This window comes from Calyptranema fuscum S582, assembly GCF_055793305.1.
In genome coordinates this window covers 1-22912 of the sequence record NZ_JBSLYH010000078.1, presented here as the reverse complement: position 1 = coordinate 22912, position 22912 = coordinate 1, and the positions used below count along the sequence as shown (strand labels likewise).

At 49.2% G+C, this 22912-nt stretch carries 19 protein-coding genes and 1 tRNA gene; 10 read left to right on the top strand and 10 right to left on the bottom strand.

The window, feature by feature from the left end:
- Positions 1-116: 116 nt before the first annotated feature.
- Complete coding sequence (locus ACR6Z4_RS30035; RefSeq protein ID WP_479721035.1) at positions 117-452, top strand: hypothetical protein; 336 nt, start codon at positions 117-119, stop codon at positions 450-452.
- Positions 453-559: 107 nt separating this feature from the next.
- Here the strand turns inward: ACR6Z4_RS30035 and ACR6Z4_RS30030 are convergent, their stop codons facing one another.
- Both ACR6Z4_RS30030 and ACR6Z4_RS30025 read right to left on the bottom strand, forming a co-directional pair.
- Positions 560-2926, bottom strand: coding sequence for an ATP-binding protein (locus ACR6Z4_RS30030; protein ID WP_479721034.1), 2367 nt, complete (start codon positions 2924-2926; stop codon positions 560-562).
- A 146-nt stretch (positions 2927-3072) separates the two neighbouring features.
- Positions 3073-3222 (bottom strand): hypothetical protein, encoded by a 150-nt coding sequence (locus ACR6Z4_RS30025; protein ID WP_479721033.1) that lies wholly within the window; start codon positions 3220-3222, stop codon positions 3073-3075.
- A gap of 754 nt (positions 3223-3976) precedes the next feature.
- Here ACR6Z4_RS30025 and ACR6Z4_RS30020 point away from each other — a divergent pair.
- Entirely contained in the window at positions 3977-4369 is a 393-nt protein-coding gene (locus tag ACR6Z4_RS30020; RefSeq protein WP_479721032.1) for a response regulator, read from the top strand.
- Positions 4370-4591: 222 nt separating this feature from the next.
- On the opposite strand, the gene cheB is transcribed toward ACR6Z4_RS30020, so the two are convergent.
- Complete coding sequence (gene cheB, locus ACR6Z4_RS30015; protein WP_479721031.1) at positions 4592-5695, bottom strand: chemotaxis-specific protein-glutamate methyltransferase CheB; 1104 nt, start codon at positions 5693-5695, stop codon at positions 4592-4594.
- Between the two features lie 222 nt (positions 5696-5917).
- Between cheB and ACR6Z4_RS30010 the strand changes: the two genes are divergently transcribed.
- A tRNA-His gene (locus ACR6Z4_RS30010) sits at positions 5918-5990 on the top strand.
- A 50-nt stretch (positions 5991-6040) separates the two neighbouring features.
- On the opposite strand, the gene ACR6Z4_RS30005 is transcribed toward ACR6Z4_RS30010, so the two are convergent.
- From ACR6Z4_RS30005 to ACR6Z4_RS29995, 3 genes are read right to left on the bottom strand one after another with little or no spacing between them, the layout of a single operon-like run.
- Positions 6041-6190, bottom strand: a complete 150-nt coding sequence (locus tag ACR6Z4_RS30005) for a hypothetical protein (protein ID WP_479721030.1) — start codon at positions 6188-6190, stop codon at positions 6041-6043.
- Positions 6177-6680, bottom strand: a complete 504-nt coding sequence (locus ACR6Z4_RS30000) for an ATP-binding protein (RefSeq protein ID WP_479721029.1) — start codon at positions 6678-6680, stop codon at positions 6177-6179. The genes ACR6Z4_RS30005 and ACR6Z4_RS30000 overlap by 14 nt, the downstream gene beginning before the upstream one ends.
- A 3-nt stretch (positions 6681-6683) precedes the next feature.
- Positions 6684-8423 carry a SpoIIE family protein phosphatase gene (locus ACR6Z4_RS29995; RefSeq protein ID WP_479721028.1) on the bottom strand — a complete coding sequence of 580 codons (1740 nt, stop codon included), beginning with the start codon at positions 8421-8423 and terminating at the stop codon, positions 6684-6686.
- 326 nt (positions 8424-8749) lie between these two features.
- Here ACR6Z4_RS29995 and ACR6Z4_RS29990 point away from each other — a divergent pair, with 326 nt between their 5' ends.
- The 3 genes from ACR6Z4_RS29990 to ACR6Z4_RS29980 all read left to right on the top strand — a co-directional run bounded on the left by ACR6Z4_RS29990 (position 8750) and on the right by ACR6Z4_RS29980 (position 11903).
- On the top strand, positions 8750-9661 hold the full coding sequence (locus ACR6Z4_RS29990) for a branched-chain amino acid transaminase (RefSeq protein ID WP_479721027.1): 912 nt from the start codon (positions 8750-8752) through the stop codon (positions 9659-9661).
- Positions 9662-9795: 134 nt separating this feature from the next.
- Positions 9796-10410 (top strand): TRAP transporter small permease subunit, encoded by a 615-nt coding sequence (locus tag ACR6Z4_RS29985; RefSeq protein ID WP_479721026.1) that lies wholly within the window; start codon positions 9796-9798, stop codon positions 10408-10410.
- A gap of 158 nt (positions 10411-10568) precedes the next feature.
- The gene (locus tag ACR6Z4_RS29980) at positions 10569-11903 is read left to right on the top strand and encodes a TRAP transporter large permease (protein ID WP_479721025.1); all 1335 of its coding nucleotides are present in this window, start codon (positions 10569-10571) and stop codon (positions 11901-11903) included.
- Positions 11904-12180: 277 nt separating this feature from the next.
- Here the strand turns inward: ACR6Z4_RS29980 and ACR6Z4_RS29975 are convergent, their stop codons facing one another.
- Both ACR6Z4_RS29975 and ACR6Z4_RS29970 read right to left on the bottom strand, forming a co-directional pair.
- Positions 12181-13311, bottom strand: a complete 1131-nt coding sequence (locus tag ACR6Z4_RS29975) for a hybrid sensor histidine kinase/response regulator (protein WP_479721024.1) — start codon at positions 13309-13311, stop codon at positions 12181-12183.
- Positions 13312-13319: 8 nt separating this feature from the next.
- Positions 13320-16181, bottom strand: coding sequence for a PAS domain S-box protein (locus ACR6Z4_RS29970; RefSeq protein WP_479721023.1), 2862 nt, complete (start codon positions 16179-16181; stop codon positions 13320-13322).
- Here ACR6Z4_RS29970 and ACR6Z4_RS29965 point away from each other — a divergent pair.
- Entirely contained in the window at positions 16180-16320 is a 141-nt protein-coding gene (locus ACR6Z4_RS29965; protein ID WP_479721022.1) for a hypothetical protein, read from the top strand. The genes ACR6Z4_RS29970 and ACR6Z4_RS29965 overlap by 2 nt on opposite strands.
- A 62-nt stretch (positions 16321-16382) precedes the next feature.
- The gene (locus ACR6Z4_RS29960) at positions 16383-17081 is read left to right on the top strand and encodes a Crp/Fnr family transcriptional regulator (RefSeq protein WP_479721021.1); all 699 of its coding nucleotides are present in this window, start codon (positions 16383-16385) and stop codon (positions 17079-17081) included.
- 306 nt (positions 17082-17387) lie between these two features.
- On the opposite strand, the gene ACR6Z4_RS29955 is transcribed toward ACR6Z4_RS29960, so the two are convergent.
- Complete coding sequence (locus ACR6Z4_RS29955) at positions 17388-18893, bottom strand: serine/threonine protein kinase (protein ID WP_479721020.1); 1506 nt, start codon at positions 18891-18893, stop codon at positions 17388-17390.
- Between the two features lie 516 nt (positions 18894-19409).
- On the opposite strand from ACR6Z4_RS29955, the gene ACR6Z4_RS29950 reads away from it, so the two are divergent.
- Complete coding sequence (locus ACR6Z4_RS29950; RefSeq protein WP_479721019.1) at positions 19410-20036, top strand: metal-binding protein; 627 nt, start codon at positions 19410-19412, stop codon at positions 20034-20036.
- 311 nt (positions 20037-20347) lie between these two features.
- Here ACR6Z4_RS29950 and ACR6Z4_RS29945 read toward each other — a convergent pair whose 3' ends face one another.
- Positions 20348-20947 (bottom strand): DJ-1/PfpI family protein, encoded by a 600-nt coding sequence (locus ACR6Z4_RS29945; protein WP_479721018.1) that lies wholly within the window; start codon positions 20945-20947, stop codon positions 20348-20350.
- Positions 20948-21490: 543 nt separating this feature from the next.
- On the opposite strand from ACR6Z4_RS29945, the gene hemL reads away from it, so the two are divergent.
- Positions 21491-22813, top strand: a complete 1323-nt coding sequence (gene hemL / locus ACR6Z4_RS29940; protein ID WP_479721017.1) for a glutamate-1-semialdehyde 2,1-aminomutase — start codon at positions 21491-21493, stop codon at positions 22811-22813.
- Positions 22814-22912: the final 99 nt, after the last annotated feature.

Here is a 22912-nt window from a genome sequence, read left to right as displayed (position 1 = left end):
TTACGAGAGGTGGATTTGCATCTGCCTTACAACATACTACACTTATGTTACGGGAATGTCTACCCCGTTCTTGTTTCTACTTGTTGTACCCTATCGATTTCGGAGGAATACCCCAAATGTACACACTCAATCGCACTTCCACAACTGAAATGGAAGTCACCAGCATCCGCCTAGAACGAGATTTGAAAGATAGGCTGAAAGAGTTGGCTGGTAATCAAGGCTATCAAGCGTTGATCCGCGATGTGCTGTGGAATTATGTGCAACAAAAATCCGGCACATCTCAACCAACCATCGCCGCTGACCAAATTCGAGCCAGTATCGAAGCGATCGCCCATCAAGAAGAACGCTGTGCACTCACGGGCAAGTTGATTCGCCCAGATGAAGAAATGTTGCTAGGTTGGACGTTAACCGGAGAAATGGTGCCCCTCAGTATCGATAGTTTGCCAGTCTAGCCGGATCTGCAACGGCTGTGGTGTTCCCCTCATAGCTTCAATAAACCCCAATCATGTTGGAGAGGGCGACGGCAGAGCCGTCGCCCTCTCCAACATGATTACAGGTTTCATGAATCGGCAATGCCTAACGAAAGGTGGATAGGAATTTCGATAATGAATTCGGTGCCACGACCCATTTGAGAGTCGCAGGTGAGCCAGCCATGATGTTTCTCGACAATGATCTGATGGCTGATCGAAAGACCGAGTCCGGTGCCCTGTCCCACAGGTTTGGTGGTGAAGAAAGGATCAAAGATTTTTTGGCGGACGTCTTCGCTCATGCCACTGCCATTGTCTTTAATCCGAATGACAACCCACGATTGATCTAACTCAGATGTCGAATCTATGGAGCCGTTGCTTTTCATGGCACAAGCCGATCGCACACTGGTGGCGATCGTAATCGTGCGGGGTGCCGGACAGTCTTGCAAAGCATCAATCGCATTGCTCAAGAGATTCAAAAAAACTTGATTCAGCTGACTGGCATAGCAATCAATCAAAGGCAGGTCGCCGTACTGTTTGATCACTTCAATACTCGGATTGTTGGAGCAAGCTTTGAGGCGGTTTTGTAAAATCAACAATGTGCTATCAATGCCCTGATGCACATCAACCGCTTTGACTTCTGCCTCATCAAGCCGAGAAAAATTGCGGAGCGACAGGACAATTTTAGAAATACGCTCGGTGCCAATTTTCATCGAATTGAGGAGATTGGCATAGTCTTCTAGCAAAAATTCTAAATCAACCGTATTGATATAGGCTTGAATTTCGCTATTGGGTTCAGGGTAATATTTCCGGTAAAGTTGGAGCAATCCCATGAAGTCTTTAAAGTAAATTTCCGCATGGGTCAGGTTGCCACTGACAAACCCAACAGGGTTATTGATTTCATGAGCAATGCCTGCAACCAGTTGACCCAGGCTCGACATTTTTTCGTTCTGGATCATTTTTGCCTGGGTTTGCCGCAGCGTTTGTAAGGTCTGGTTGAGTTGTTGCGCCTGGGCTTGGGCAGCAAAGGCAGCAGCGCGGGTCTGGGCATAGAGTTCTGCCTGGTCAATGGCGATCGCCAGCTGATTGGTGACAGCGTATAGCAATTCCACATCTGCCGGACTCCAGTGGCGCGGGGCGCGGCAGTGGCTACAGGCGATCGCCCCCAACTGACCTGAATGGGTTTCTAAAGGAATGAGCAAAAAGGACTGGATATCCCAGGCATCGATCCAGTTTTGTAACCCCGGTTCTGCATTGTCCGTTCGGGTATCATCCAGTTGCAATAATTCCAGCCTGAGAATCCGTTCCACGAGTGATTGTCCGAGTTCGGGGGCATGTTCTCCTAAGAGGCTGGGTAATTCAGGGCGGATCGATTCGTGGGTGATGGCAAGGGTAGGCAGAATTTCGGTCTGGGTGTTATTGCCCATCAGGCACCAGAGGAAATGACAGCCGTCGATGTTAAACAGTTGGCGAATTTCTTGCACAGCGATCGCCAGAATCGTATCTAAATCGAGCGAATTATGAATCTGACTGGCAAGGCGAAACAACAACGATTCGCGGCGGCTGAGTAACTCGGCACGGGCCATACTCCGGTCGATGGCGATCGCCATGCTATTAAACACCCATTGCAATGCCGCATAGGTTCCTGCCAAAATCGGGGTTTTGCTGAGGAGAGTAATCACCCCAATCAAGCGATCGTCCACTACCAGAGGATAGCCCACAAAAGCAGATAAGCCATGACTCGTCGCCCACCCCTGGAGATCCAAACACATCTCTCGGCTGAGTTGATTGGTGCGGTAAGGTTGCCGACTTTGGGCAATTAATCCCACAATGGAAATGCCCAGAGGAATGCAATCGGGTAGGTCGGTTGGCGTCGGCATGCAGCCAGCGATCGCCCGTAGCGTTAGCAAATTGCTTTCTCGATCAAACGTCCACAGGCGTACCAGGGCAATTTCCTCTAATTCATCAGCGATCGCCTGCACACACTGGGTCAAGATGTCTGGCAACGTTCCGCTGCCTGCCAACACCTGACTGACAATGGTGTTGAGGCTGGATAACCGAGTATATTCTTGTAACGAAGCGGTTGCCTGACGATGCAGGGTAACGTCGCGGATATAAAGAAACACCCCCCCTGGATAGGGCGACGCCACCATTTCCAAAGTCAGCCCAAAGGGTTGATAAATATGTTCAAAGTGGATCTCGGTTTGCAGCTGTACCGCTTGCTGACAGATGCTCTTAATGTTGGATTGGGTCAGATGCGGCAGTGCATCCCAAAGAATCTGCCCGAGCAGGTCTGTGCGATCGCAACAGAGAATTTGTTCCGTTCGGTTATTTAACTCCAACACGCGTCCATCCCTATCCAGTGAAATAAATCCGTCCGGCAGGTGGTTTTGGATGTCCGTTGAAGCAGAGATAGGGTTACGAATGGTTTCACTCAGTCGAGGCTGAAAAGTAGGCATGGCGATTGTTCTAGAAAACAGTAGCCAGAGTCAGGGTTGAAACGGGGGCAGGTGGCGGATGAGGGTTTGGCTTAACCCTATGCCGATCAGGCGTTACTGATGTTGGGGATGAATTTGAGCCTGAAACCTTTGGTTCGCGTTCAAATTCATCCTGCGATGAAGCAATACCGCTGATGATTGAGGCGTAATGGGGCGATCGCCGCTCTATGACCCACCCATTTGGCAGTCGGTGACAGGACGGATGACGGCGATTTAGGCAAAAGCAATTCACCGATCAGAGTTAAGAACTCTATCACCTCATTAGGGCTTCCGAATATATTTAGAATTCCCCAGAACCCTGCTCGATCTCTCAAAAATTATTGGGTTTTAAAGCTTTAGAATTTGCTGTTTGATAAAACTTTCGTATTCTTATTTCTAATTCGACAGGATTGCTATGTATAGATTAATTAAAAATCATGTCAATGACGCATGGGATAGCTCTTTATCAGCGATAGTAAGCCTATCAAACTTTGCCAGGTCAAGTTTTGTAGAGATCCACGACTTCATTGTTAAAATCCTACAATTTACGGGAATTCTGAAATTATCGGACGAAATCTTGTTCAAACAACAGGGTTTGATTGTGTTGGGATATCTATGAAATTTTAGGGTCGGTTTCAATCAATAAAACCCAATCCTGGACGGTATAGTTTTTAGGTCTGTGATTTTAATCTATCTTGCCCATTTATAGATGTCTAAACTGGATCAGTACGGGTATTTAAGTAGCCCCAAAAATTGCTCCCACAACGGCTCCTCCTCCTGACTACGGCAAACGGTTTTAGATTCTCCTCAGGAATTGACAAGCAAATACCATCCCCCTTCGTAGGATGTGTTAGGCACTAGCCGTAACGCACCGCAGATATTTTTTCACACAAATCCCTAAAGTCCCTGCGTAGTCGCACACGGGCTAGGGAAGATCAACCGGCGTCTAGCCTGACAACCAACCCCTTTTCAAAGATCCTCTCCGGTTGTACGGACGCCTCTTTTTCTATAGCAAGCTTTGGAGAAAATGCGATGTCTGGTCTTTCTGGCGATCGCCTCACTGTTCTCACCGTTGACGATAGCAAAATCATTCACCAGATGGTGAAACGGACGTTGGAAGCAGACTATCGGGTTCTGATGGCAGATAATGCTGTGGATGCGCTTGCCCTCATTTACCAGGAACCGATCGCTGTGTTGCTACTCGATGTCATGATGCCGGGGGTCGGTGGGCTAGAATTTTGTCGCACGGTGCGCAGCTTGCCCCAATTCCGCAACCTGCCCGTCATCATGGTGACCTCGAAAGATTCTGCGTTTGATCGAGTCCAGGGCAAGCTGGCGGGGGCATCCGAATATTTGATTAAACCATTTGATGCAGAGCAGTTGCGGCAATTGGTGCAGCGGTTCACTCAAACCGTAACGATGTAAACAATCTACTGTTGCAAACACGAAATTTTGCAACATGGGGGTTTGGGGGCTGCGCCCCCAAGAGGGGGTTTTACCTTCTCCACCCCCTCTAAAACTTTTAAGTTGGTGTACTACAGTGCTTTGCATCTGGATCGATACGAGGCTTGCGTGAGAGCCGCGCAAGCCATTCGGGATTGCTATGGAACGGGGATGGTGCCCGCACCAGCCTGTTGCCGATCGCTTCTAACGACCTGAGGTTGGCGATCGCTCAAATAGTTGCTTTAACATCGGCGCGATCCGATCGATCGGCAAGATATGCTGAGCCGCGTTGAGTGCGATCGCTTCTCTGGGCATCCCAAAAACAATGCAGGTGCGTTCGTCTTGGGCAATGGTGATGCCCCCGGTCTGGGCGATCGATAGTAAGCCATCGGCTCCATCTCGCCCCATGCCGGTCAGCAAAATCCCAACGCTAGAGCGACGATAGTGGGTCGCGATCGCTTCAAATAAAACGGTGATAGATGGACAGTGACCGCTAACAGGCATACCTCGCTGAAGCAGAAAACGACCCTGTGCATCCAGGCTGAGGTGGCTGCTTTCGGGCGCGAAGTAGATAGTGCCGGGGGCAGGCAGGGTATTGGATTGGGCGATCGCCACTGACAACGTACATTCGGCAGCCAGCCAATCAACTAACCCTTGCAAAAAGCCTTCGCTAATATGCTGCACAACGACAATGGGCACGGGAAAGTGAGCGGGTAAAGCATGCAAGATCGTGTGGAGAGCCTGAGGTCCGCCGGTCGAAGCACCAATCGCAATCATGCGGGGCAGTCGAATGTCGAGGGTGACAGAAGGAATCGGCAGATAGGGAGATGGGGAAACGGGGAGACGGGAAGATGAGGAGAGGGCAGGCGATGACGAACGAGGATGCTGAGTAAAGACGGTGACCCCGGAAAGGATGCGGATGCGATCGATCAGAGCCTGGGCAGATTGGGCATACTCGCTGGGAAGCCCGGTACGAGGTTTTGGAAAAACGTCCAATGCCCCAGCCTGAAGGATTTTGAAGACGTTATCGGTATCTTCTTCTTGAACCGAGGCACTGATGACCAGAATGGGGCGGGGGCACTCTGCCATAATGCGGCGGGTGAGTTCCAGACCTCCTATTTTGGGCATGTGAAGGTCAGTACAAACAATGGTGGGGTTGACTTGGGGAATCAGGTCAAGGGCTTCCTGTCCATTTCGGGCAGTAGCGGCGATCTCAATTCCAGGAGCCTGGGACAGTATCCGCGTCAGGATCGTAAGGGCAATCGGAGAGTCTTCAACCAGAAGGACGCGGATAGGCGAAGGAGGCATGGGGGACGCTGGATAGGGTAACTGGGTAGAGTAACAGGACGCCGGGAGACGCCGGTCAAGTAGATTGACTCACGGGTAAACCCCAAATCTTGTTTTTAGCACAGGGGACGTTTTGCACTCACAGGAGGCGAGACCTTCGACTAAAAACATCACGAGAATCGCGATTGCTTGACCCAACACTAGATCAAGTTGTTCTAAAATGTTATTATCAAATAGATTATGGCGAGCGTAGCCAAGTGGTTAAGGCAGTGGATTGTGGTTCCGCCATTCGTGGGTTCGAGTCCCATCGTTCGCCCTTTTAGACCAACAGTCGCGTAGTATTCTTGGAAATCCTGCGGGATGGGTTCAGGTATCTCGGTTTTGTAGTTGCCGGGTAGGAGTCGTGTCTGCGCGCGATGTTGCTTCTGCACCCACGCTCAGCGATCGCCTTACAGAAAACGATACGGTGGCATCAATTTGCAGCAGAAGTAGACAGCCCCCCTCATCCTTTTCCATTCAGAGGAGGCAGTTTTCCTGAGGTCTGACTGGTTTGCTGAGGCTGACCTACTAACGTGTCTGGGGGTTGGGTTGAGGTTGGCAACGTAGCTTCCAGGGTAAGACAGTTTCGCCCATTTACTTGTAGACGATACTCAACTCGATCCATCAAGCGGTTCAAAATTAACCAACCGTAGCCACCTTCTTGTCGTTCTTCAGGCGAAGGAGGCAAATAAGTAGATAACTCAAACCCTTTGCCATAATCCCAAATTTCCAGGCAGACATCGCGATCGCGAAGTTCCAACCGCAGGAGCACGGGTAGATTGGGTTGTCCCCGGTGAGCATGACGCACCACGTTGGAATACGCTTCTACTAACACTAAGCGCAGGCGGTTGGATTGGCGAGGCCAATCGACATAGTCGCCCAGTTCTGATTCAAGTGCACCCAGCAGCCAGTTTTCGACAATCGTTAAAAATTTTAGATCGCTCGGTACATGGAGTTCAGTTCTCATTGACTACAGAACCTCCAAAGAAAGTAAAGTTTGGTCATCTTCCTGAACTTGGTTATGTACTTGGATATGAGCCAGAACATGATTCAAATCAAAGGTGCTACCTTGCTGCAACAATATTTTCCACAGCCCCGACTGATTCAGCATAGAGTTATTGGTTGTGTTGCCTTCAGACGGATTGTGGGGCACTGTTGCTTCGGTAATACCGTCACTAATCAACAGAAAAATATCGCCCGACGATAAATTCAATGTACCTGCATCCGCTCGCCATACAGGCAAAATACCCAGCGGCACGCCTCTGACCTTAAGGTAGTTAGGTTCTAGAGCGATCGCTGTATCAGAACCCATGTTTTTTGCTGCTGTAATTTTAGACCAAACTAGAGGATAAACATGTCCAGCGTTAGCATAGATCAATTGCTTTTCACTAGGGTTATACCGCGCCAACACCATCGTGATGAAGCAATTGCTGCCAACCAAATCTTCTGAGAGGGTACTGTTCAGGGTTTTCATCACTTCATTGGGAGCGGGGGGCGCTTCTTGGGCAAGTTCTCGCCGCAAGACCGAAATTGCACTCGCCATAAATAATGCGGCAGGGACACCTTTACCGGAGACATCCCCGACTGCCAGCCAGATGTCACCCTGAGGGTGGATGTAGACTTCAAAAAAATCTCCGCCTACTTCTCTGGCGGGGTCGCAGCACGCCTGAATGTTGACCGTTTCTAGTTTGGGCCAGCTTTGTCGGAGAAGGTTGGTTTGAATTTGACGGGCAACAGCTAGCTCTGCCCGCATTTGCTCGGTTTGTTGTTGAATCCGTTGATAGAGCTTGGCTTGAGAAATTGCCAGGGCAGCTTGTTGCGCCACTTCCTCTAATAATTGGATCTCTTCGGTAAGCCAGGATGCCGTGCTGCTGTGTTTGTAGAGGCTAATTACGGCGAGCAATTCTTGTTGATAGGCGAGGGGAATCAGCAACTCAGCGAGGGGTTGGTCATCTTTGCTGGTGAGATGATTTTGCTGAATCTGACACTTTTCGGCGATCGCCGCTAAACATTCTTGATAGTGGAGGCTTTGACCATCAAAGTCATGAATGAGTTGTTGGACTAAGTTGAGGGGTTCGGCATAGGCAGAGAAATAAGAAAACGTGTTAGTCGCAAAGCGATAGTTTTTATCTGCCAGTTGGTTCAACTCTTCGACAGGGCGCAAGACACACGCATCTGCGGCAAAGGTATGACCAATCGTCTCGGCGATGGTCTGAAGCATATTGAAATAATCGAGCGACTCGCGAATCGCTGTGGTGACAGCATTGAATAGAGATTCTCGGCGAAGGGCACGATTGAGTTCGTTGGTGCGTTGCTTTAGCACCCGGTAGGTATCAGACGCCTGTTGGACGACCGTTCTTAAATCGTCTGGGCTCCAGGGTTTGGTAATGTATTTAAACACCTTGCCCGTATTAATAGCACCGACAAGATCTTCTACATCGGTGTATCCGGTCAACAAAATCCGAATCGTGTCAGGAAACTGTTTTGCCGCAATGCTGAGGAACTCAGTCCCATTCATTTTGGGCATTCGCTGATCTGAGATGATGATCGCCATTTCCTCTTCTTGCGCCAAGATTTCCAGCGCTTTGAGGGCGCTTTCTGCCTTGAAAACCTCAAATTCTCGTCGAAAGGTGCGGTACAGCAAGTCGAGGTTGTCAGCTTCATCGTCTACAACCATTAACCTGAGTTTAGGTTCATTAGGCTGGTTCATTGAGTGCGATTACCCGGCGAATTAGCACAGTTTGTGGACAAAATTCAAACAAAACATTTAGCGTCTCAAGTAGAAAGGTACCCTAGATCTGCATTTGCCTAACAATTATCGTGATTCCATTCTGGTGTGCTTGTAACATTTTTTGCGGGTGCAGGCTGTGCTTGCACCCGCAAAAATTACTACAAGCTTAGGACAATCCTCACCGATTTAGGACAACCTGGCTGTAATTTCATGTCTAACACTTGATTAAGACTCCAGATTGCGCGTAGGCTAGCTATACTCTGGTGTCATTTATATGGCATGTGCAAGGAGATTCATTAATTAATATGCACAATTTTCTGGCGATCGCCTATTTTCAAAATCAATTCGTTCCGTTTAAGGACGCCAATGTTTCGATTGCCACCCATGCCCTGCATTATGGTACAGCAGCGTTCGGTGGCTTGAGAGGCATCCCTGATCCGCAAAACCCCAACCAAATTTTGCTGTTCAGGCTCGATCGCCATTGCCAACGACTGAGCAATAGTGCCAAGTTTCTTCACTTTGACTTACCGGCTAGCAAAATCGAGTCTCTCATTGTCGAGTTTGTCAAAAAAAATCGACCGACCACCTCGTTTTACATTCGCCCGTTGGTATACACCTCAGACCTGGGCATTTCACCCCGGTTGCACAGTGTCGAAAAAGACTTTTTCATCTACGGCCTGGAATTGGGCGACTATCTTTCTCCGGGTGGGGTGAGTTGTCGCATTAGCTCCTGGTATCGCCAGGAAGATCGGAGTTTGCCATTAAGAGGCAAGATTACGGGCGCTTACATTACCTCTTCTCTGGCAAAGACAGAAGCGGTTGAGTCTGGGTTTGACGAAGCGATTTTGATCAATTCGCAGGGTAAAGTCAGTGAAGCGTCAGGCATGAATATTTTCATGGTCAGAAACGGGCAGGTTGTCACTCCTGGCTATGAGCAAGACATTTTAGAGGGCATCACCAGAGATAGCATTTTGACCATTGCCAGAGATTTAGGCATTCCAGCAATAGAGCGACCGATTGATAAATCTGAACTCTTGATTGCCGATGAAATGTTTCTCAGCGGCACGGCTGCCCGGATTACGCCGGTTAGTCGAGTGGAAAACTACCCATTTTCGACCGACCGACCGATTACTGAAGCGCTGAGGGAAAAACTAACGGCTATTACCGAAAACCGTGATCCCCAGTACAAAGATTGGGTTTACCCGATCTCTATATAATCCCGATAATTCCACCATGATCCCAGCCATACCATCGAGACGTTTGTTTTTGGCAGCGTGGCGTTGCCACGCTGCCAAAAACAAATAGTTGGTTGGATCAAATCCCCGATTCTGAGCGTAGGAGTGTGATAACGATGGGCATGAGATCCGTGACAAACCGTTTGCTGCGCTTTTCTCACCTCATTGATCGCGGGATCGAGACGATTGGCGGGGTGTTGAACTGGATTGTTGTGATCACTATTGTGGTGGGCTTTTATAACGTGTCCGCCCGCTATGTGGGGCGGTTTATTGGGCTGACCCTGGCATCCAATGCGTATATTGAGTTGCAATGGTATCTGTTTTCTCTGATTTTTTGTTTGGGGTTTGCTTATATTCTCAAGCATGGCTCCAATGTCCGAGTTGACTTTCTCTATACCCACTGGAGTCTGAAACGACAGGCTTTAGTTGATTTTTTAGGAACAGTTTTCTTTTTGTTGCCGTTTTGCATCATGGGCATGTATGTGGCAATTAATCCAGTCTTGCTGTCCTGGGGACGCTTACCCGATGGCTCGTGGAGTAGCTGGGAGATGTCGCCCGATGCCGATGGGTTGCCCCGTGCGCCCATCAAAACCATGATTATTGTGGCGTTTATGTTGCTGTTTGTGCAGGGTATTTCGCAGGCGATTAAATACTTTGCTGTGTTGATGGGCTATCAGCAAGTGGCTGAAGAAATTAGTGCAGAAACATCCGAACATTTGCCGATCGAGTAACATATTTCACCCAATTTCACCCAGAGGTGTATTTTTGCAAGCGCGGCAACGTCACGCTTCCCAAAATACACCTCTGGGTTTGATTTAAGTTGTAATCCTCAGATCTGGATGCACCTTTGAGTGTAGATTGAGTCAAAGATGTTTCCAAACAATACACTATGAGTTTTGAGTGGTTGGCGATCGCCATGTTCGTCGGCTTCTTTGGTTTGCTGATGACAGGGTATCCGGTCGCGTTTTCGTTTGCTGGAACGGCGATCGTATTTGGGGCGATCGGGTTAAGCGTGGGGGCATTTGACGCCAATCGCCTCTTATTGCTGCCAAACGTTTGGTTTGGCACAATGTCCAACTTTACACTCCTGGCAATTCCCTACTTTGTGTTTCTGGGTGCAATTTTAGAAAAATCGGGGATTGCGGAAGAACTCTTAGAAACCATTGGTGTATTGCTGGGACGGTTGCGTGGCGGAGTTGCCCTGGCTGTCATTTTAGTGGGGACATTGTTAGCCGCCACGACGGGAGTGGTCGCTGCCACCGTCATTGTCATGGGCATGTTGTCTCTGCCTGTCATGCTTCGCTATGGCTATGACAAACAACTGGCAACAGGTGTGATTATTGCATCGGGTACGTTAGCTCAACTGATTCCACCCAGTCTGGTTTTGGTGGTACTTAGCGATCAATTAGGGGTGTCCGTTGGCGATTTATTTTTAGGAGCGCTGATCCCCGGTCTATTATTATCCGGTTCCTATGCGTTGTATGTCTTGGTTTTGGCAGCGTTCAAGCCAAGTGTTGCCCCCGCGCTACCCCCCGAAGCTCGTACCCTCAGAGGATTTAAGCTATTACTGAGAGTCACTAAAGCGGTGCTACCCCCCTTGTGTCTAATCTTCGCGGTGTTGGGTAGCATCTTTTTTGGGATTGCCACACCCACGGAAGCGGGTGCTGTAGGTGCTGTGGGTGCCTGCATTTTAGCGGCTATCAATCGCAGACTCAACTGGAAATTGATCACCGATGCTGCCCATGCGACTGCCATCATTACGACCCTGGTGGTGATGATTTTGTTTGGGTCTTCTATGTTTGGCGTTGTGTTTGATGGGTTGGGTGGTAAAGGCTACATTACGTCTCTACTGGTTAACCTGCCCGGTGGCTACCTCAGCTTCATGATTGTGAGTAATATCGTCATCTTTTTGCTGGGTGTGTTTTTAGAATTTGTGGAGATTTGTTTTATTGCCATGCCACTGTTAGTCCCTGCGGCTCAGGCATTAGGGATCGATATGGTGTGGTTTGGTGTGGTTATGGCAATTAACCTGCAAACCGCATTTATTTCTCCACCCGTGGGGTTTTCGTTGTTTTACTTGCAGAGTGTAGCGCCCAAAAATGTGGACACCATCGATATTCATAAAGGGGCAATTCCGTTTATGGTGTTGCAGGTGATTGTGTTGATTTTAGTGATTGTCTTTCCTCAAACAGTCAGAGGATTAATCGATCTGTCGTTTCAGTAGCGTTGTTTGAGAGTTGACAGGGCTGGGGCATTGGCAAAATGCTATGCCGGATCATTTGCCCATGGATAGCAACTGTCGAGACAGTTAAATCAGCAGGTTGTGTGATACCAATCTTTTATGAAGTTGCGCCAAACTAGAACCCCCTGTAGTCCCCCTTGGCAAGGGGGACGGCGACAGCCGGGGGTTGAATAAGACGCAGCTTCACATTAAATCGGTATGAGAACCCGCGCGGAGCGCGGGTTCTCATACAACCTTTGGTCTAATCAACCGCGTCTGCTTACGATCTTTCATCGCTACGTAAGGGTAGGGTGACGGTAAAGGTGGTGCCCTCTCCGATCTGGCTGGAGACGGTAATGGAACCGCTGTGCAGATCGACCGCTCGTTTGGCGATCGCCAACCCCAGCCCAGTGCCGGGAATTTTACCGACATTTCTGGCGCGTTGAAAGGGCTCAAACAAAACGGCATGGTCTTCTAAAGGAATGCCAATGCCCTGATCGGTCACCTGCAATGAAACGCTGGTTTCATGGCACGCCAGCATCAGGCATACCAGGCTACCATCGGGAGAATATTTGATGGCATTGGACAGCAAATTATTGAGTAAATGCCAGATTAGTTTTTCGTCAGCCCAGACCTGTGAGCAGTCTCCCTGGTAAGAAAACCGAACGACATGATTATTGCCCACGCCCCATTGCAATGCTTCGACCATATTGCTGCACAAACTGGTCAAATCAATCGGCAACGGCATAAATTCAGTTTTACAGGTATTGACCTTGCCAAACGTCAGCACGTCTTCTAACAACAGATCCATGCTGTCGGCGGCTGACTGAATGCACCGGAGATATTGCTGCTTCTTGTCTTCGTCAAGCACATATTGATCTTGCTGAAGAAATTGGGAGACTAGCTTGATCGTTGACAGGGGGGTGCGAAACTCGTGAGATGCCATGAGCAAATATTCAAATTTGCGATCGCAAATGTCTTCTGCATCCTGTTTTTGGGTTTCAGCCATTTTTACGGCTTTTTGCATCTCCATATCCGTCTGATGCCGTGCCAGAGCAATCTCAACGGTGACGCGCAGTTCTCGTTCTTTAAACGGTTTTAAGATATAGCCGAGCGGGTTCGTGATTTTGGCGCGTTGCAGGGTATTTTCGTCGGCATTGGCAGTGAGATAAACCACAGGAATATTGAACCGAGCGCCAATGTGCTCAGCGGCTTCGATGCCATCCATGTCCCCGTCGAGGATGATATCCATCAGCACCAAATGGGGTTGGCTAGCTTCTGCCAATGCGATCGCTTCCTCCCCTGATTCGGCAATGCCCGTCACGGTATATCCCATTTTTTCCAGGCGACAGACAATATCTTCCGCGATGAAAGGCTCGTCTTCCACGACCAGGATCTTGATTTCAGGCATAGTGTTTGCTACCCATGCATCGCTTTGGCTTGACGGATGACATTATCAGTTTGTGCAAATGTAATTTGAAAAATAGCACCCTGATCCGTCCATACCTTTAATCTGCCTTTCATTTTGCGCACCAAGGTTCGCACTAATCGTAACCCTAAAGAATTCGTTTTCTCTAAAGCGAAATGATCGGGTAAGCCAATTCCAGTATCCTGCACGGTTAATGTGAACTGTCCGTCGGGCTGGGGCAAGAATGAGATCTGAATTTCACCCTGGCGATGTCCTGGAAATCCATGTTTTAGAGAATTAGCAACCAACTCATTGATCAGTAATCCACAGCGAATCGCCGTATCAATATCCATTGCCAAATTAGCAATATGCAAATTGAGACGCACGAGATTGGGGCTCACGTTGTAAGACACAAACAAATTATGAATTAAACTCTGAATGTAATCTGTAAAGTCGATATTTGCCAGACTGCTGGATTGATATAGTTTTTCGTGGATTAATGCCATGGAATAGATCCGATCCTGACTTTCCGTGAGCACCGATAGCACGTTGGGATCATCAATATATTGTGACTGTAGCGAAAAAATGCTGGAAATGACCTGAAGATTATTTTTAACGCGATGGTGAACCTCTTTGAGCAAGAGTTCTTTTTCTTCGAGCGAGGTTTTGAGTTGTTCTTCAGCTTGTTTGCGGGCAGTAATGTCAATCTGGATGCCAATCATGCCGGTGGGTTGATGCTGGTTGTCATAGAGGATTTTGCCGAAATCAATAATCCAGCGTTCTTTGCCATCGGCGGGGAGCACGCGAAATTCAAAATTTAAATCAGTTCGATTGGCTAAGACTTGCTTGACATGAGTATCTGCCATTTCTCGGTCGTCCGGGTGAATGCTCTTAAGCCAATTTTCATAATTGGGTTCACAACTTCCGGGGGACAACCCTAAAACTTTGAAATTTTCGGATGACCAAAAAGATTGATTGGTTGCCAGATCCCACGTCCACAGTCCGGCTTTGGCAGCTCTAAGTGCCAGAGAGAGGCGTTCTTTACTGGCTCTGAGTGCTTCTTCGACCTGTTTGCGCTCGGTAATGTCTAACACCAACGACAAAATAGAAACGAGATTGCCTGCATCATCTAACAGCACCGAGTTATACCATTCGCAATAAATCACTGAGCCGTCTTTGGTGTAGTTGCGGTTTTGCAGATGATTGCAGGATTCTATGCCCGTGACCAGGCGAATCCCAGCCTGTTTCACCATTTCTCTATCGGCTTCAAAGACGAAGTCCCAGTTTTCCCAGGTCAATCCACTCGTTTCTTGAAAACTCCAGCCAAAAATCGACTCGGCTTGAGTTGACCAGCGTTGAATTTTGAATTCGGTGTCCCATTCGATCACGGCTAGAGGTGAATTTTCGACATGAAAACTAAGTCGTTGGTATGCCTGCCGGAGGGCTTGTTCAGACTGTTGGCGATGCTGAATTTCATATTGCAGTTGTGCCACGGTTTTCGCAAGTTCGGCAGTGCGTTGTAACACTCGACCTTCGAGGTCTTGATTCAGCCGTTGCAGCGTTTCTTCAGTGCGTTTGCGATCGCTAATATCGGTATTGGAAAATACGCAACCCTCAATCGCTCCGGTGTCATCAAAAATAGGATAGAGCCGCGACATCATAAACCGTTGGGTCTGGTCTTGAGCGCAGTAAACCAGCTCGACGCCATTCAAAACTTTTCCGGCAAAGGCTTCTTCTCGCAAGGTTTGGGCGATCGCCTGAACCTGGGCGTTAGCCAGTAAGCGCGTAAAGGGTTGCCCAATAATTTCATTGCCGTATTGATAAACCTCGACACAGGCTCGGTTCCACGACTGAATTAGACCCTGGCGATTGACCGAAAAAATGGGGTTAGGAGAATTTTCAACCAATTGCCGATAGCGGGTTTCACTTTGCCGGAGCGATCGCTCGATGCGTTTGCGATCGGTAATATCGGTGCAGGTGCCCACCCATTCCCGTACCTGTCCATCAGCCCCAATGACCGCAACACCCCGAGCAAAAATATCTCGTTCGCTGCCATCGACACTGATGAGACGATAGTCAACTTCATACTGTTGGTCGGGATGGGCGATCGCCGTTATCCACACCTGTTTGACCCGCTCTCGATCGTGCGGATGAATGGCATCTAGCCAGCCGTCTTGTTGCGCTTCCGTCGAGGTTTGCCCGGTCAACAGTTGCCAGCCTGCGGTAGTCTCTCTGACATTGCCCTGAGCATCCGCAATCCAAACCACCTGAGCCGTTGCCACCACTAGCGAACGATAGCGCTCTTCCCGTTCCCGAAGTTGTTGTTGCGTTTGTTGGAGATGCTGCAAGGCATCTGATAGTTCTGCGGTGCGTTCCTGAACCCGATGTTCTAGCTCTTGATTGATCTGTTGCCAGGAATCTTCGACGACCGCATGGATCGACATTTCTCGTTTTAATAGGCGATCGCTGAGAGTCAGTTCTGAGTTGAGCTTACGCAGTTTGAGATGGAGCTGAATCCGGTTGATCAGTTCGGGGAGCTGAATCGGCATAGCAGCATAATCAGCAATGCCCAGTTCCAAGCCTGCGGCTTTGTCAATTGGGTCATCGGCACCGACCACGAGAATGATAGGAATATCGTGGGTGAGAATGGAGGTTTTTAGGTGCCGACAGGTCGCAAAACTTTCTTCCGGAGACATACCTGCGGCTAACAGATATATATCCGGACAGTGATTTTGGGCGTGAGCGATCGCCGTTGCCCCATCGGTTGCGGTCAAGACCTCAAACCCAGCAACCTCTAACTCTTTAACCAATCGCTGCATTATTAACGATTGATCGCCAATGATCATCACCGTGTCACGTTGAGCAATATCCATGACCGACTACACACTTAATAGGTTGTGCAACGAAGCTTCTGGAGCAGTGTTGATTCTGGAACCGAATTGGAACGGCAAACCTGCGGTTTCCCGTTCCAATTCATCTTCCAAAACCAGCAACGCCTGTATCTATGCCTAGACTGACGCAGAATGGAGATCTGTTGCGATAAGAGACTATCTATTCTAGCGATAATTTTATGTATGCCCGTTACCTCCGCTGATCTACAACACATCTCAATTTTTTCGCAACTCAGTGCTGAGCAATTAGCCTGTTTGCAACCCCATGCCCAGATCAAATGCTACGCGCGCGGAGAGGTGATCTTGCATGAAGGCGATCGCTTACCGGCTCGATTATTTGCCGTATTAAAGGGCAGTATTCAGATCAAAAAAATAGCGGCAACGGGCAAAGAAACAATTTTGCGATCGCTACCCGACGGGGAAATGTTTGCGGCTCCTGCCTTATTTGGGGATGGTATTGCCCCCGCCATCGTTATGGCAGAGCAACACTGTGAAATCCTCACAGTCGAACGTGCGGCGTTATTAGCGCTGATTCAAACCACACCCGAAGTCGCGTTTCAGATCATTGCGATGCTCAACGAACGTATCCAACTGTTACACCATCGCATGCATGGCTTGATTTCAGAACGGGCGATTGTGCGATTGGCGCGGTTGATTCAAGTCAGTGTGATGGAACAGGGGGTTGAGCAGACCGATGCGGGGATGCAATTGCGATCGCACCTGCCCTACTACGATATTGCCCGCAGCATTGGCATCACTTACGAAGAGTGTGTGCGGTTGTTTAAGCAACTGCAACCAACGGTTCGGTATCGTCGGGGTGGCAAAATTGTCTTGACAGATCTAGCCAAGTTAGAAGACCTGATTCAAAATCCTCCGGGTTAGTAGGAGCGTAGTGCTTTGGTAAGTATTTTCTGACGGGTGATGTGCCGCGCTTCGCGCGGCACATCACCCGTTTTATAGCAGTATGCAAGTTCGTTAAGTACAGAAACGGTGTTGTGGGGCGCTCCGCGCCCCACAACACCGTACTGAATCAACCTGCACAGCGCTATAATCATCAATTTTTAATGAACAGACCAGTAGCTTTTGATACCAATTTAATTAGCGATCGCACCAGATTACCGCAGGGACGCATCGCGATGCGTCCCTACACCAGATCGATGTGCCGTGGAGTCTGTTTAAATTGTGATCCTACGGTATCTCTTGATAGTCAGCAATTTTCCATTGCCCATCCACCGCCCGCAGTTCATAGCGAATCACACTGGTGCCTGATCCAGTTTTGCTGGCATCAATCCGATCGTTAATATATAAAGTTCGGTCTTCGGTAATCGTGGCATCCATCACAGCGCGATCGCTGGTGACTTGAAAATTGCTGACCGACACCACCTGGCTGGTGCGAAATTCGTAGCGGGCATTGTTTTGCTGTAGCCAGTCAATAGATCCACCGGGTTTTGTAATGTCGGTTAACAGGGGATCGGTGGTTAAAGCACCTGCCGTAGTGCGATCGTAGGGGGGTGAAAACAAGCGTTGTTTGGCAGTCAACCATTGGCGGATCAACTCTGTTGCCTGGGCTTGAGTCACCGGACTCGTTGCAGAGGGAGCCGATAGGGTAGGCGACGCTGATGGAGTAGCAGAGGCGGTTGTGGGGGCACCGGGGCTAGTAGCTACAGAGGTCTGAGGGGTTGAGGAAGGGCTTGGGGAATTTACCGTTGGTTCTGGTAGCGAATCAAAAATTTGCTGGATAACCGTGTAGCCAAACATCAAAACGGAGGCAATCACGGCGATCGTTATTCCTCGTTGCAGTAATGCTTGCCAGTTGCGCGAATTCGACGAGCCTGTGTCTGCTTCTAATAGTTCGGGTGGCAGGATCTCTTGGAGATCGTCGAGCATCTCAACCGCTGTTGCATAGCGATCTTCCGCGCGCGGTTGGATGGCAACATCAATGACATCTGCCAGATCTGGATCAATCTTAGGAACAAAATGCCGCCAAAGAATTTTGCCTGTTTGCGGCTCCAGATTAAGTTGCTGGGGCGATCGCCCCGTCAGCATAAAAATTACGGTTAGTCCCAGGCTATAAATATCGCTGGCAAAAACAATGTGCCCTGCCATTTGCTCAGGCGGCGAAAAGGCAGACACGCTCTGCACTGGTGGCGGGGATATCTGAGTGCCACTGACGGGAGATGCCAATGGCACCTCTACCCCAATCGGCAACAAGCTAAAATCTGCCAAAATGGGCAGCCCATCCCGCTGTCGCAGAATAATATTGCCCGGTTTGATATTGCCATGACAGATCTGGGCATCGTGCAAATCGCTCAGATCGTCCAGCAAATTCAACAAAATTTCTTCGACCTCATCCTGCTTTAGCACCCCCATCTTCTGGATTCTAAAGGTTAAGGTTGAGCCTTCCACCCACTCCCGCACCAGATAAAGTCGTCCACCTTCTTCAAAATAATCAAATATCTTAGGAATCTGATCTGTTTCTTCAGCCAGATCCGTCAATGCCTCGACCCGTTCATAAAACATTTGTCGGATCACATGATCCGACTGCGGTTCGCTACGAGGTAAACTCAACTGTTTGAGTACGTAATAGCTACCATTAGGCTCCTGAATATCCTCTGCCAAAAAAGTTCGACCAGGACTACTGCCCTTCAGAGCACGAAGAATGTGGTAGCGACCGTTCAGGATCATAGATGCCATAGTAAAAGCACCGTCTAACGAATCGGCTCAATCCGGATCATAAATTTAATAAACGTTAGTAGCCTGTCGGAGAAATAATTTAATCCCCCCTCGCTCCCCTTAAAAAAGGGGAAATTGTCCAGAAATCCCCCTTTTGTAGATTTGATCCCCCCTCACCCCCCTTAAAAAGGGGGAATTATCCAGAAATCCACCTTTTTTCTAGCGCAGCGGCGCGAATGCGCGGGGACTTAGGGGGATCTCCGACAAGATCCTGGTACACCTAATTAATTCATAACCCTTCGTTAAAATAACGCCTGGATTTTCCTCAAATTTAGATCAAAATTCTATTTTAATCCCACTGAATGACATATTAGTACATAAGTTCTATTTATTAACACACTACAACTCAACTGCCGCTTCTCCATCCCATCATCCCTCCACCCCCCCATCCCATCACCCCTCCATCCCTTCATCCCTTCACCCCTCCACCCCTCCTTCATCCCTCCACCCCTCCACCCCTTCACCCCTCCACCCTCTATGCCCTCTGGTCGCACCCACGATCGCATTACGTTATGGACATTGCCGATCGCCGCAGGTTTGGCGTTGGCAACGACTCGCAGCAGCACGTTGACGTTGATTGTGTCAGGCGGTTTTTTGTTTAGCGGGTTGATGATGGGACCAGATCTGGATGTGCGATCGATTCAGTTCAACCGTTGGGGTTGGTTGCGCTGGATCTGGATTCCCTATCGCGGTAGTATGCACCATCGATCGCCTTTATCTCATGCGCCAGTAACCGGAACCGTGGTGCGAGTGGCTTATCTGCTGCTGTGGTTGGGGTTGTTTGTGTTTGGTGGGCTGACGATCGCCAACGAGTTATTGGATCTGGGCTGGACCTGGGAAGACATTGCGAGTGTGATGGGGCGATCGCTGCATACCTATCAAGCCAACTGGATAGCGCTGGCAGTGGGCTTAGAACTGGGTGCTTTAAGCCATTACATGGCAGATTGGGGTGTTTCTACCTATAAGCAAGTCCGCAAAAAGGGTTGGAAAGCCGCGTTGCCAAAATCGCAATCGCGGAAAAAAGCAACTCCGCGCAAAACCGCATCCGTCCGTTCCGTGCAGAAGCAGAGAAATGGGCGATCGCCGAATGGGCGAAAAAAATAGGGTAGCGGTATTGATGTAATGATCTTTTGTGGCGCGGGCGTTGCCCGCGCCACAAAAGATCATTACTTTTTTAGGACTACTAAAAAATAGACTTCTTGCAGATTAGTTTGGTCGGGGGCAAAGCCCCCGACCAAACTAAGCCAAAAAACTTAATTTGCAGGAGGTCTAATAGTTAACGTCATACCGTTGGGGGATATCCCCCAAACCCCCTCCGAAGGGATGGATGGTGGGTTGCACAACGCGCTTCGCATTGGCTCCGCAACGGCAATTTTGAGAAGAGCTGGCTCGCCAGCTCTTCTCGAAAAATGCCCCTAAACGGTGGCAAGTTCTGCGTGTTCGATGCGGGTGCCGAGCACTTTGAGAAACTCCGCCAGCCAACGAGGATGGGCAGGCCATGCCGGGGCAGTGACTAACTTGCCATCGACGACGGCTTCATGCACTGGGATATCGGCATAAATGCCTCCTGCCAGCGTTACCTCAGCACTACAGGCAGGATAGGCAGAACAGCGTTTTCCCTGGAGTACACCAGCTGCTGCTAGCAGTTGGGCACCGTGGCAAATAGCCGCGATCGGTTTGTCGGCTTCGGCAAAATGCTGTACGGTTTCGATCACAGTAGCATTCATACGAATGTATTCGGGAGCGCGACCGCCAGGAATCACCAGGGCATCATAATCTGCCGGAGCGATCGCATCAAAATTGGCATTAAGCGTGAAGTTATGACCTGGTTTTTCGCTGTAGGTCTGGTCGCCCTCAAAATCGTGGATAGCGGTGCGAACGGTATCACCCGACTTTTTGTTGGGACAAACGGCGTGTACGGTAAAACCGACCATTTGCAATGCCTGAAAGGGCACCATGACTTCATAATCTTCGACAAAATCACCCACCAGCATTAAAATCTTTTTCCCTGCCATGTCTGAACTCCCAATTGTGTAGTGGATTGATGTTCTGACGGTCTATTCCCATTCCCTCTGGTCGTAGTGCGCCAGAGGTGGTAAGTTCATTTTTGCAGCGATCGCTACAGACTGGTTCAAACTCAAAACAAAGTTAAGCTTTCCGCACTTTTGCCAGGAATCTGTTTTCGCAGTGGATCTCGATAGGATAATGAGAAACTAGTCTCTGGTTACAACCAGTCCCCACCCTAAAATTCATTCGGGGATGTTTTTAAGGATCACAAATTACATAAAACCTACCTCTTTTTGAGGAAGTGATGGCTTTGTCGTCGCTTCTCAAAAAGAATTACAAGTTAATCAATTTGCAATCCTGAGGATCGTGGATTAAATAAGATCGACTATTGAATCTTTTGGAAAGGCGAACGACCGTTCGCCCGTACAACAAATCACCGACGTTATTTAATCCCCCCTCCTGAGTGTTTTGAGTGATGTGTTTCAAGGTTTGTCAGGCGAACTTTTCAACACATCACCAAACCATCAAACATCTTCAGCCCATTCATTTGCATGTTACAGAAGGAGAGAGTTTTGACTAGCAGTACCCGTTTAAAAACGACCCGATCAGAAGAAATTTTTGCCGCCGCCCAAAAGCTCATGCCGGGTGGGGTCAATTCCCCGGTACGGGCTTTTAAATCCGTTGGCGGTCAGCCGATCGTCTTCGATCGCGTCAATGGCGCATACATTTGGGACGTGGACGGTAACCAGTATATTGATTACGTCGGCACCTGGGGTCCCGCCATCTGTGGACACGCCCATCCAGAAGTGATCCAGGCATTGCACGAAGCCCTGGAAAAAGGCACCAGTTTTGGCGCACCCTGCTATCTCGAAAATGTGTTGGCAGAAATGGTGATCGATGCCGTTCCCAGCATCGAAATGGTTCGCTTTGTCAACTCTGGCACCGAAGCTTGTATGGCGATCCTGCGGCTGATGCGAGCATTTACAGGACGTAACAAAGTTATCAAATTTGAAGGCTGCTACCACGGTCATGCCGATATGTTTTTGGTCAAAGCCGGATCGGGTGTTGCCACCCTGGGGTTGCCCGATTCTCCCGGTGTTCCTAAATCGACGACAGCAGATACGTTGACCGCTCCCTACAACGATCTAGAAGCGGTTAAAGCCTTGTTTGCCGAACATCCCGATCAGATTGCAGGTGTCATTCTTGAACCTGTAGTAGGTAATGCGGGCTTCATTCCTCCCGATGCTGGTTTCCTGGAAGGGCTACGAGAATTGACCCGCGATCATGATGCCTTGTTAGTGTTTGACGAGGTGATGACGGGCTTTCGCATCGCCTACGGTGGCGCACAAGAAAAGTTTGGTGTAACCCCCGACTTGACGACACTGGGTAAAGTTATCGGCGGCGGCTTGCCCGTCGGTGCCTATGGCGGTCGCCAGGATATCATGTCGATGGTGGCTCCGGCGGGTCCTATGTATCAAGCAGGGACACTTTCCGGCAATCCCCTAGCCATGACAGCTGGGATTAAAACCTTGGAATTGCTCCAGCGCCCCGGCACCTACGACCAACTCGATCGCATTACCAAGAAACTGGCAACCGGCTTACTGCAAATTGCCAAAGAAACCGGACATGAAGCCTGCGGCGGACAGATCAGCGCCATGTTTGGTAGTTTCTTCACTGCCGGTCCCGTCCACAACTACGAAGATGCCAAGAAATCAGATCTGCAAAAGTTTGCCAAATTCCATCGCGGCATGTTGGAACAAGGGGTTTATCTAGCACCCTCGCAATTTGAAGCAGGGTTTACTTCCCTTGCCCACACCGATGCAGACATCGATCGCACGTTAGAAGCTGCCAAAACTGTAATGGCAAGTTTATAGCGAGCTGTTAGCGCCGAATGCCGCGCCCGTACAAGTAGAAGGCTGAAATTATGTAATTTCCTCCGTAGGGGCGTGGCATTCGGTAAAAAGTCTTTACCA

What these genes read in the sequence shown, in the direction of transcription:
- ACR6Z4_RS30035 (WP_479721035.1), top strand. Translation starts at nt 117, where the DNA reads ATGTACACACTCAATCGCACTTCCACAACTGAAATGGAAGTCACCAGC.
- ACR6Z4_RS30030 (WP_479721034.1), bottom strand. Translation starts at nt 2,926, where the DNA reads ATGCCTACTTTTCAGCCTCGACTGAGTGAAACCATTCGTAACCCTATC.
- ACR6Z4_RS30020 (WP_479721032.1), top strand. Translation starts at nt 3,977, where the DNA reads ATGTCTGGTCTTTCTGGCGATCGCCTCACTGTTCTCACCGTTGACGAT.
- cheB (WP_479721031.1), bottom strand. Translation starts at nt 5,695, where the DNA reads ATGCCTCCTTCGCCTATCCGCGTCCTTCTGGTTGAAGACTCTCCGATT.
- ACR6Z4_RS30005 (WP_479721030.1), bottom strand. Translation starts at nt 6,190, where the DNA reads ATGGAAAAGGATGAGGGGGGCTGTCTACTTCTGCTGCAAATTGATGCC.
- ACR6Z4_RS30000 (WP_479721029.1), bottom strand. Translation starts at nt 6,680, where the DNA reads ATGAGAACTGAACTCCATGTACCGAGCGATCTAAAATTTTTAACGATT.
- ACR6Z4_RS29995 (WP_479721028.1), bottom strand. Translation starts at nt 8,423, where the DNA reads ATGAACCAGCCTAATGAACCTAAACTCAGGTTAATGGTTGTAGACGAT.
- ACR6Z4_RS29990 (WP_479721027.1), top strand. Translation starts at nt 8,750, where the DNA reads ATGCACAATTTTCTGGCGATCGCCTATTTTCAAAATCAATTCGTTCCG.
- ACR6Z4_RS29985 (WP_479721026.1), top strand. Translation starts at nt 9,796, where the DNA reads ATGGGCATGAGATCCGTGACAAACCGTTTGCTGCGCTTTTCTCACCTC.
- ACR6Z4_RS29980 (WP_479721025.1), top strand. Translation starts at nt 10,569, where the DNA reads ATGAGTTTTGAGTGGTTGGCGATCGCCATGTTCGTCGGCTTCTTTGGT.
- ACR6Z4_RS29975 (WP_479721024.1), bottom strand. Translation starts at nt 13,311, where the DNA reads ATGCCTGAAATCAAGATCCTGGTCGTGGAAGACGAGCCTTTCATCGCG.
- ACR6Z4_RS29965 (WP_479721022.1), top strand. Translation starts at nt 16,180, where the DNA reads ATGACCGACTACACACTTAATAGGTTGTGCAACGAAGCTTCTGGAGCA.
- ACR6Z4_RS29970 (WP_479721023.1), bottom strand. Translation starts at nt 16,181, where the DNA reads ATGGATATTGCTCAACGTGACACGGTGATGATCATTGGCGATCAATCG.
- ACR6Z4_RS29960 (WP_479721021.1), top strand. Translation starts at nt 16,383, where the DNA reads ATGCCCGTTACCTCCGCTGATCTACAACACATCTCAATTTTTTCGCAA.
- ACR6Z4_RS29955 (WP_479721020.1), bottom strand. Translation starts at nt 18,893, where the DNA reads ATGGCATCTATGATCCTGAACGGTCGCTACCACATTCTTCGTGCTCTG.
- ACR6Z4_RS29950 (WP_479721019.1), top strand. Translation starts at nt 19,410, where the DNA reads ATGCCCTCTGGTCGCACCCACGATCGCATTACGTTATGGACATTGCCG.
- ACR6Z4_RS29945 (WP_479721018.1), bottom strand. Translation starts at nt 20,947, where the DNA reads ATGGCAGGGAAAAAGATTTTAATGCTGGTGGGTGATTTTGTCGAAGAT.
- hemL (WP_479721017.1), top strand. Translation starts at nt 21,491, where the DNA reads ATGTTACAGAAGGAGAGAGTTTTGACTAGCAGTACCCGTTTAAAAACG.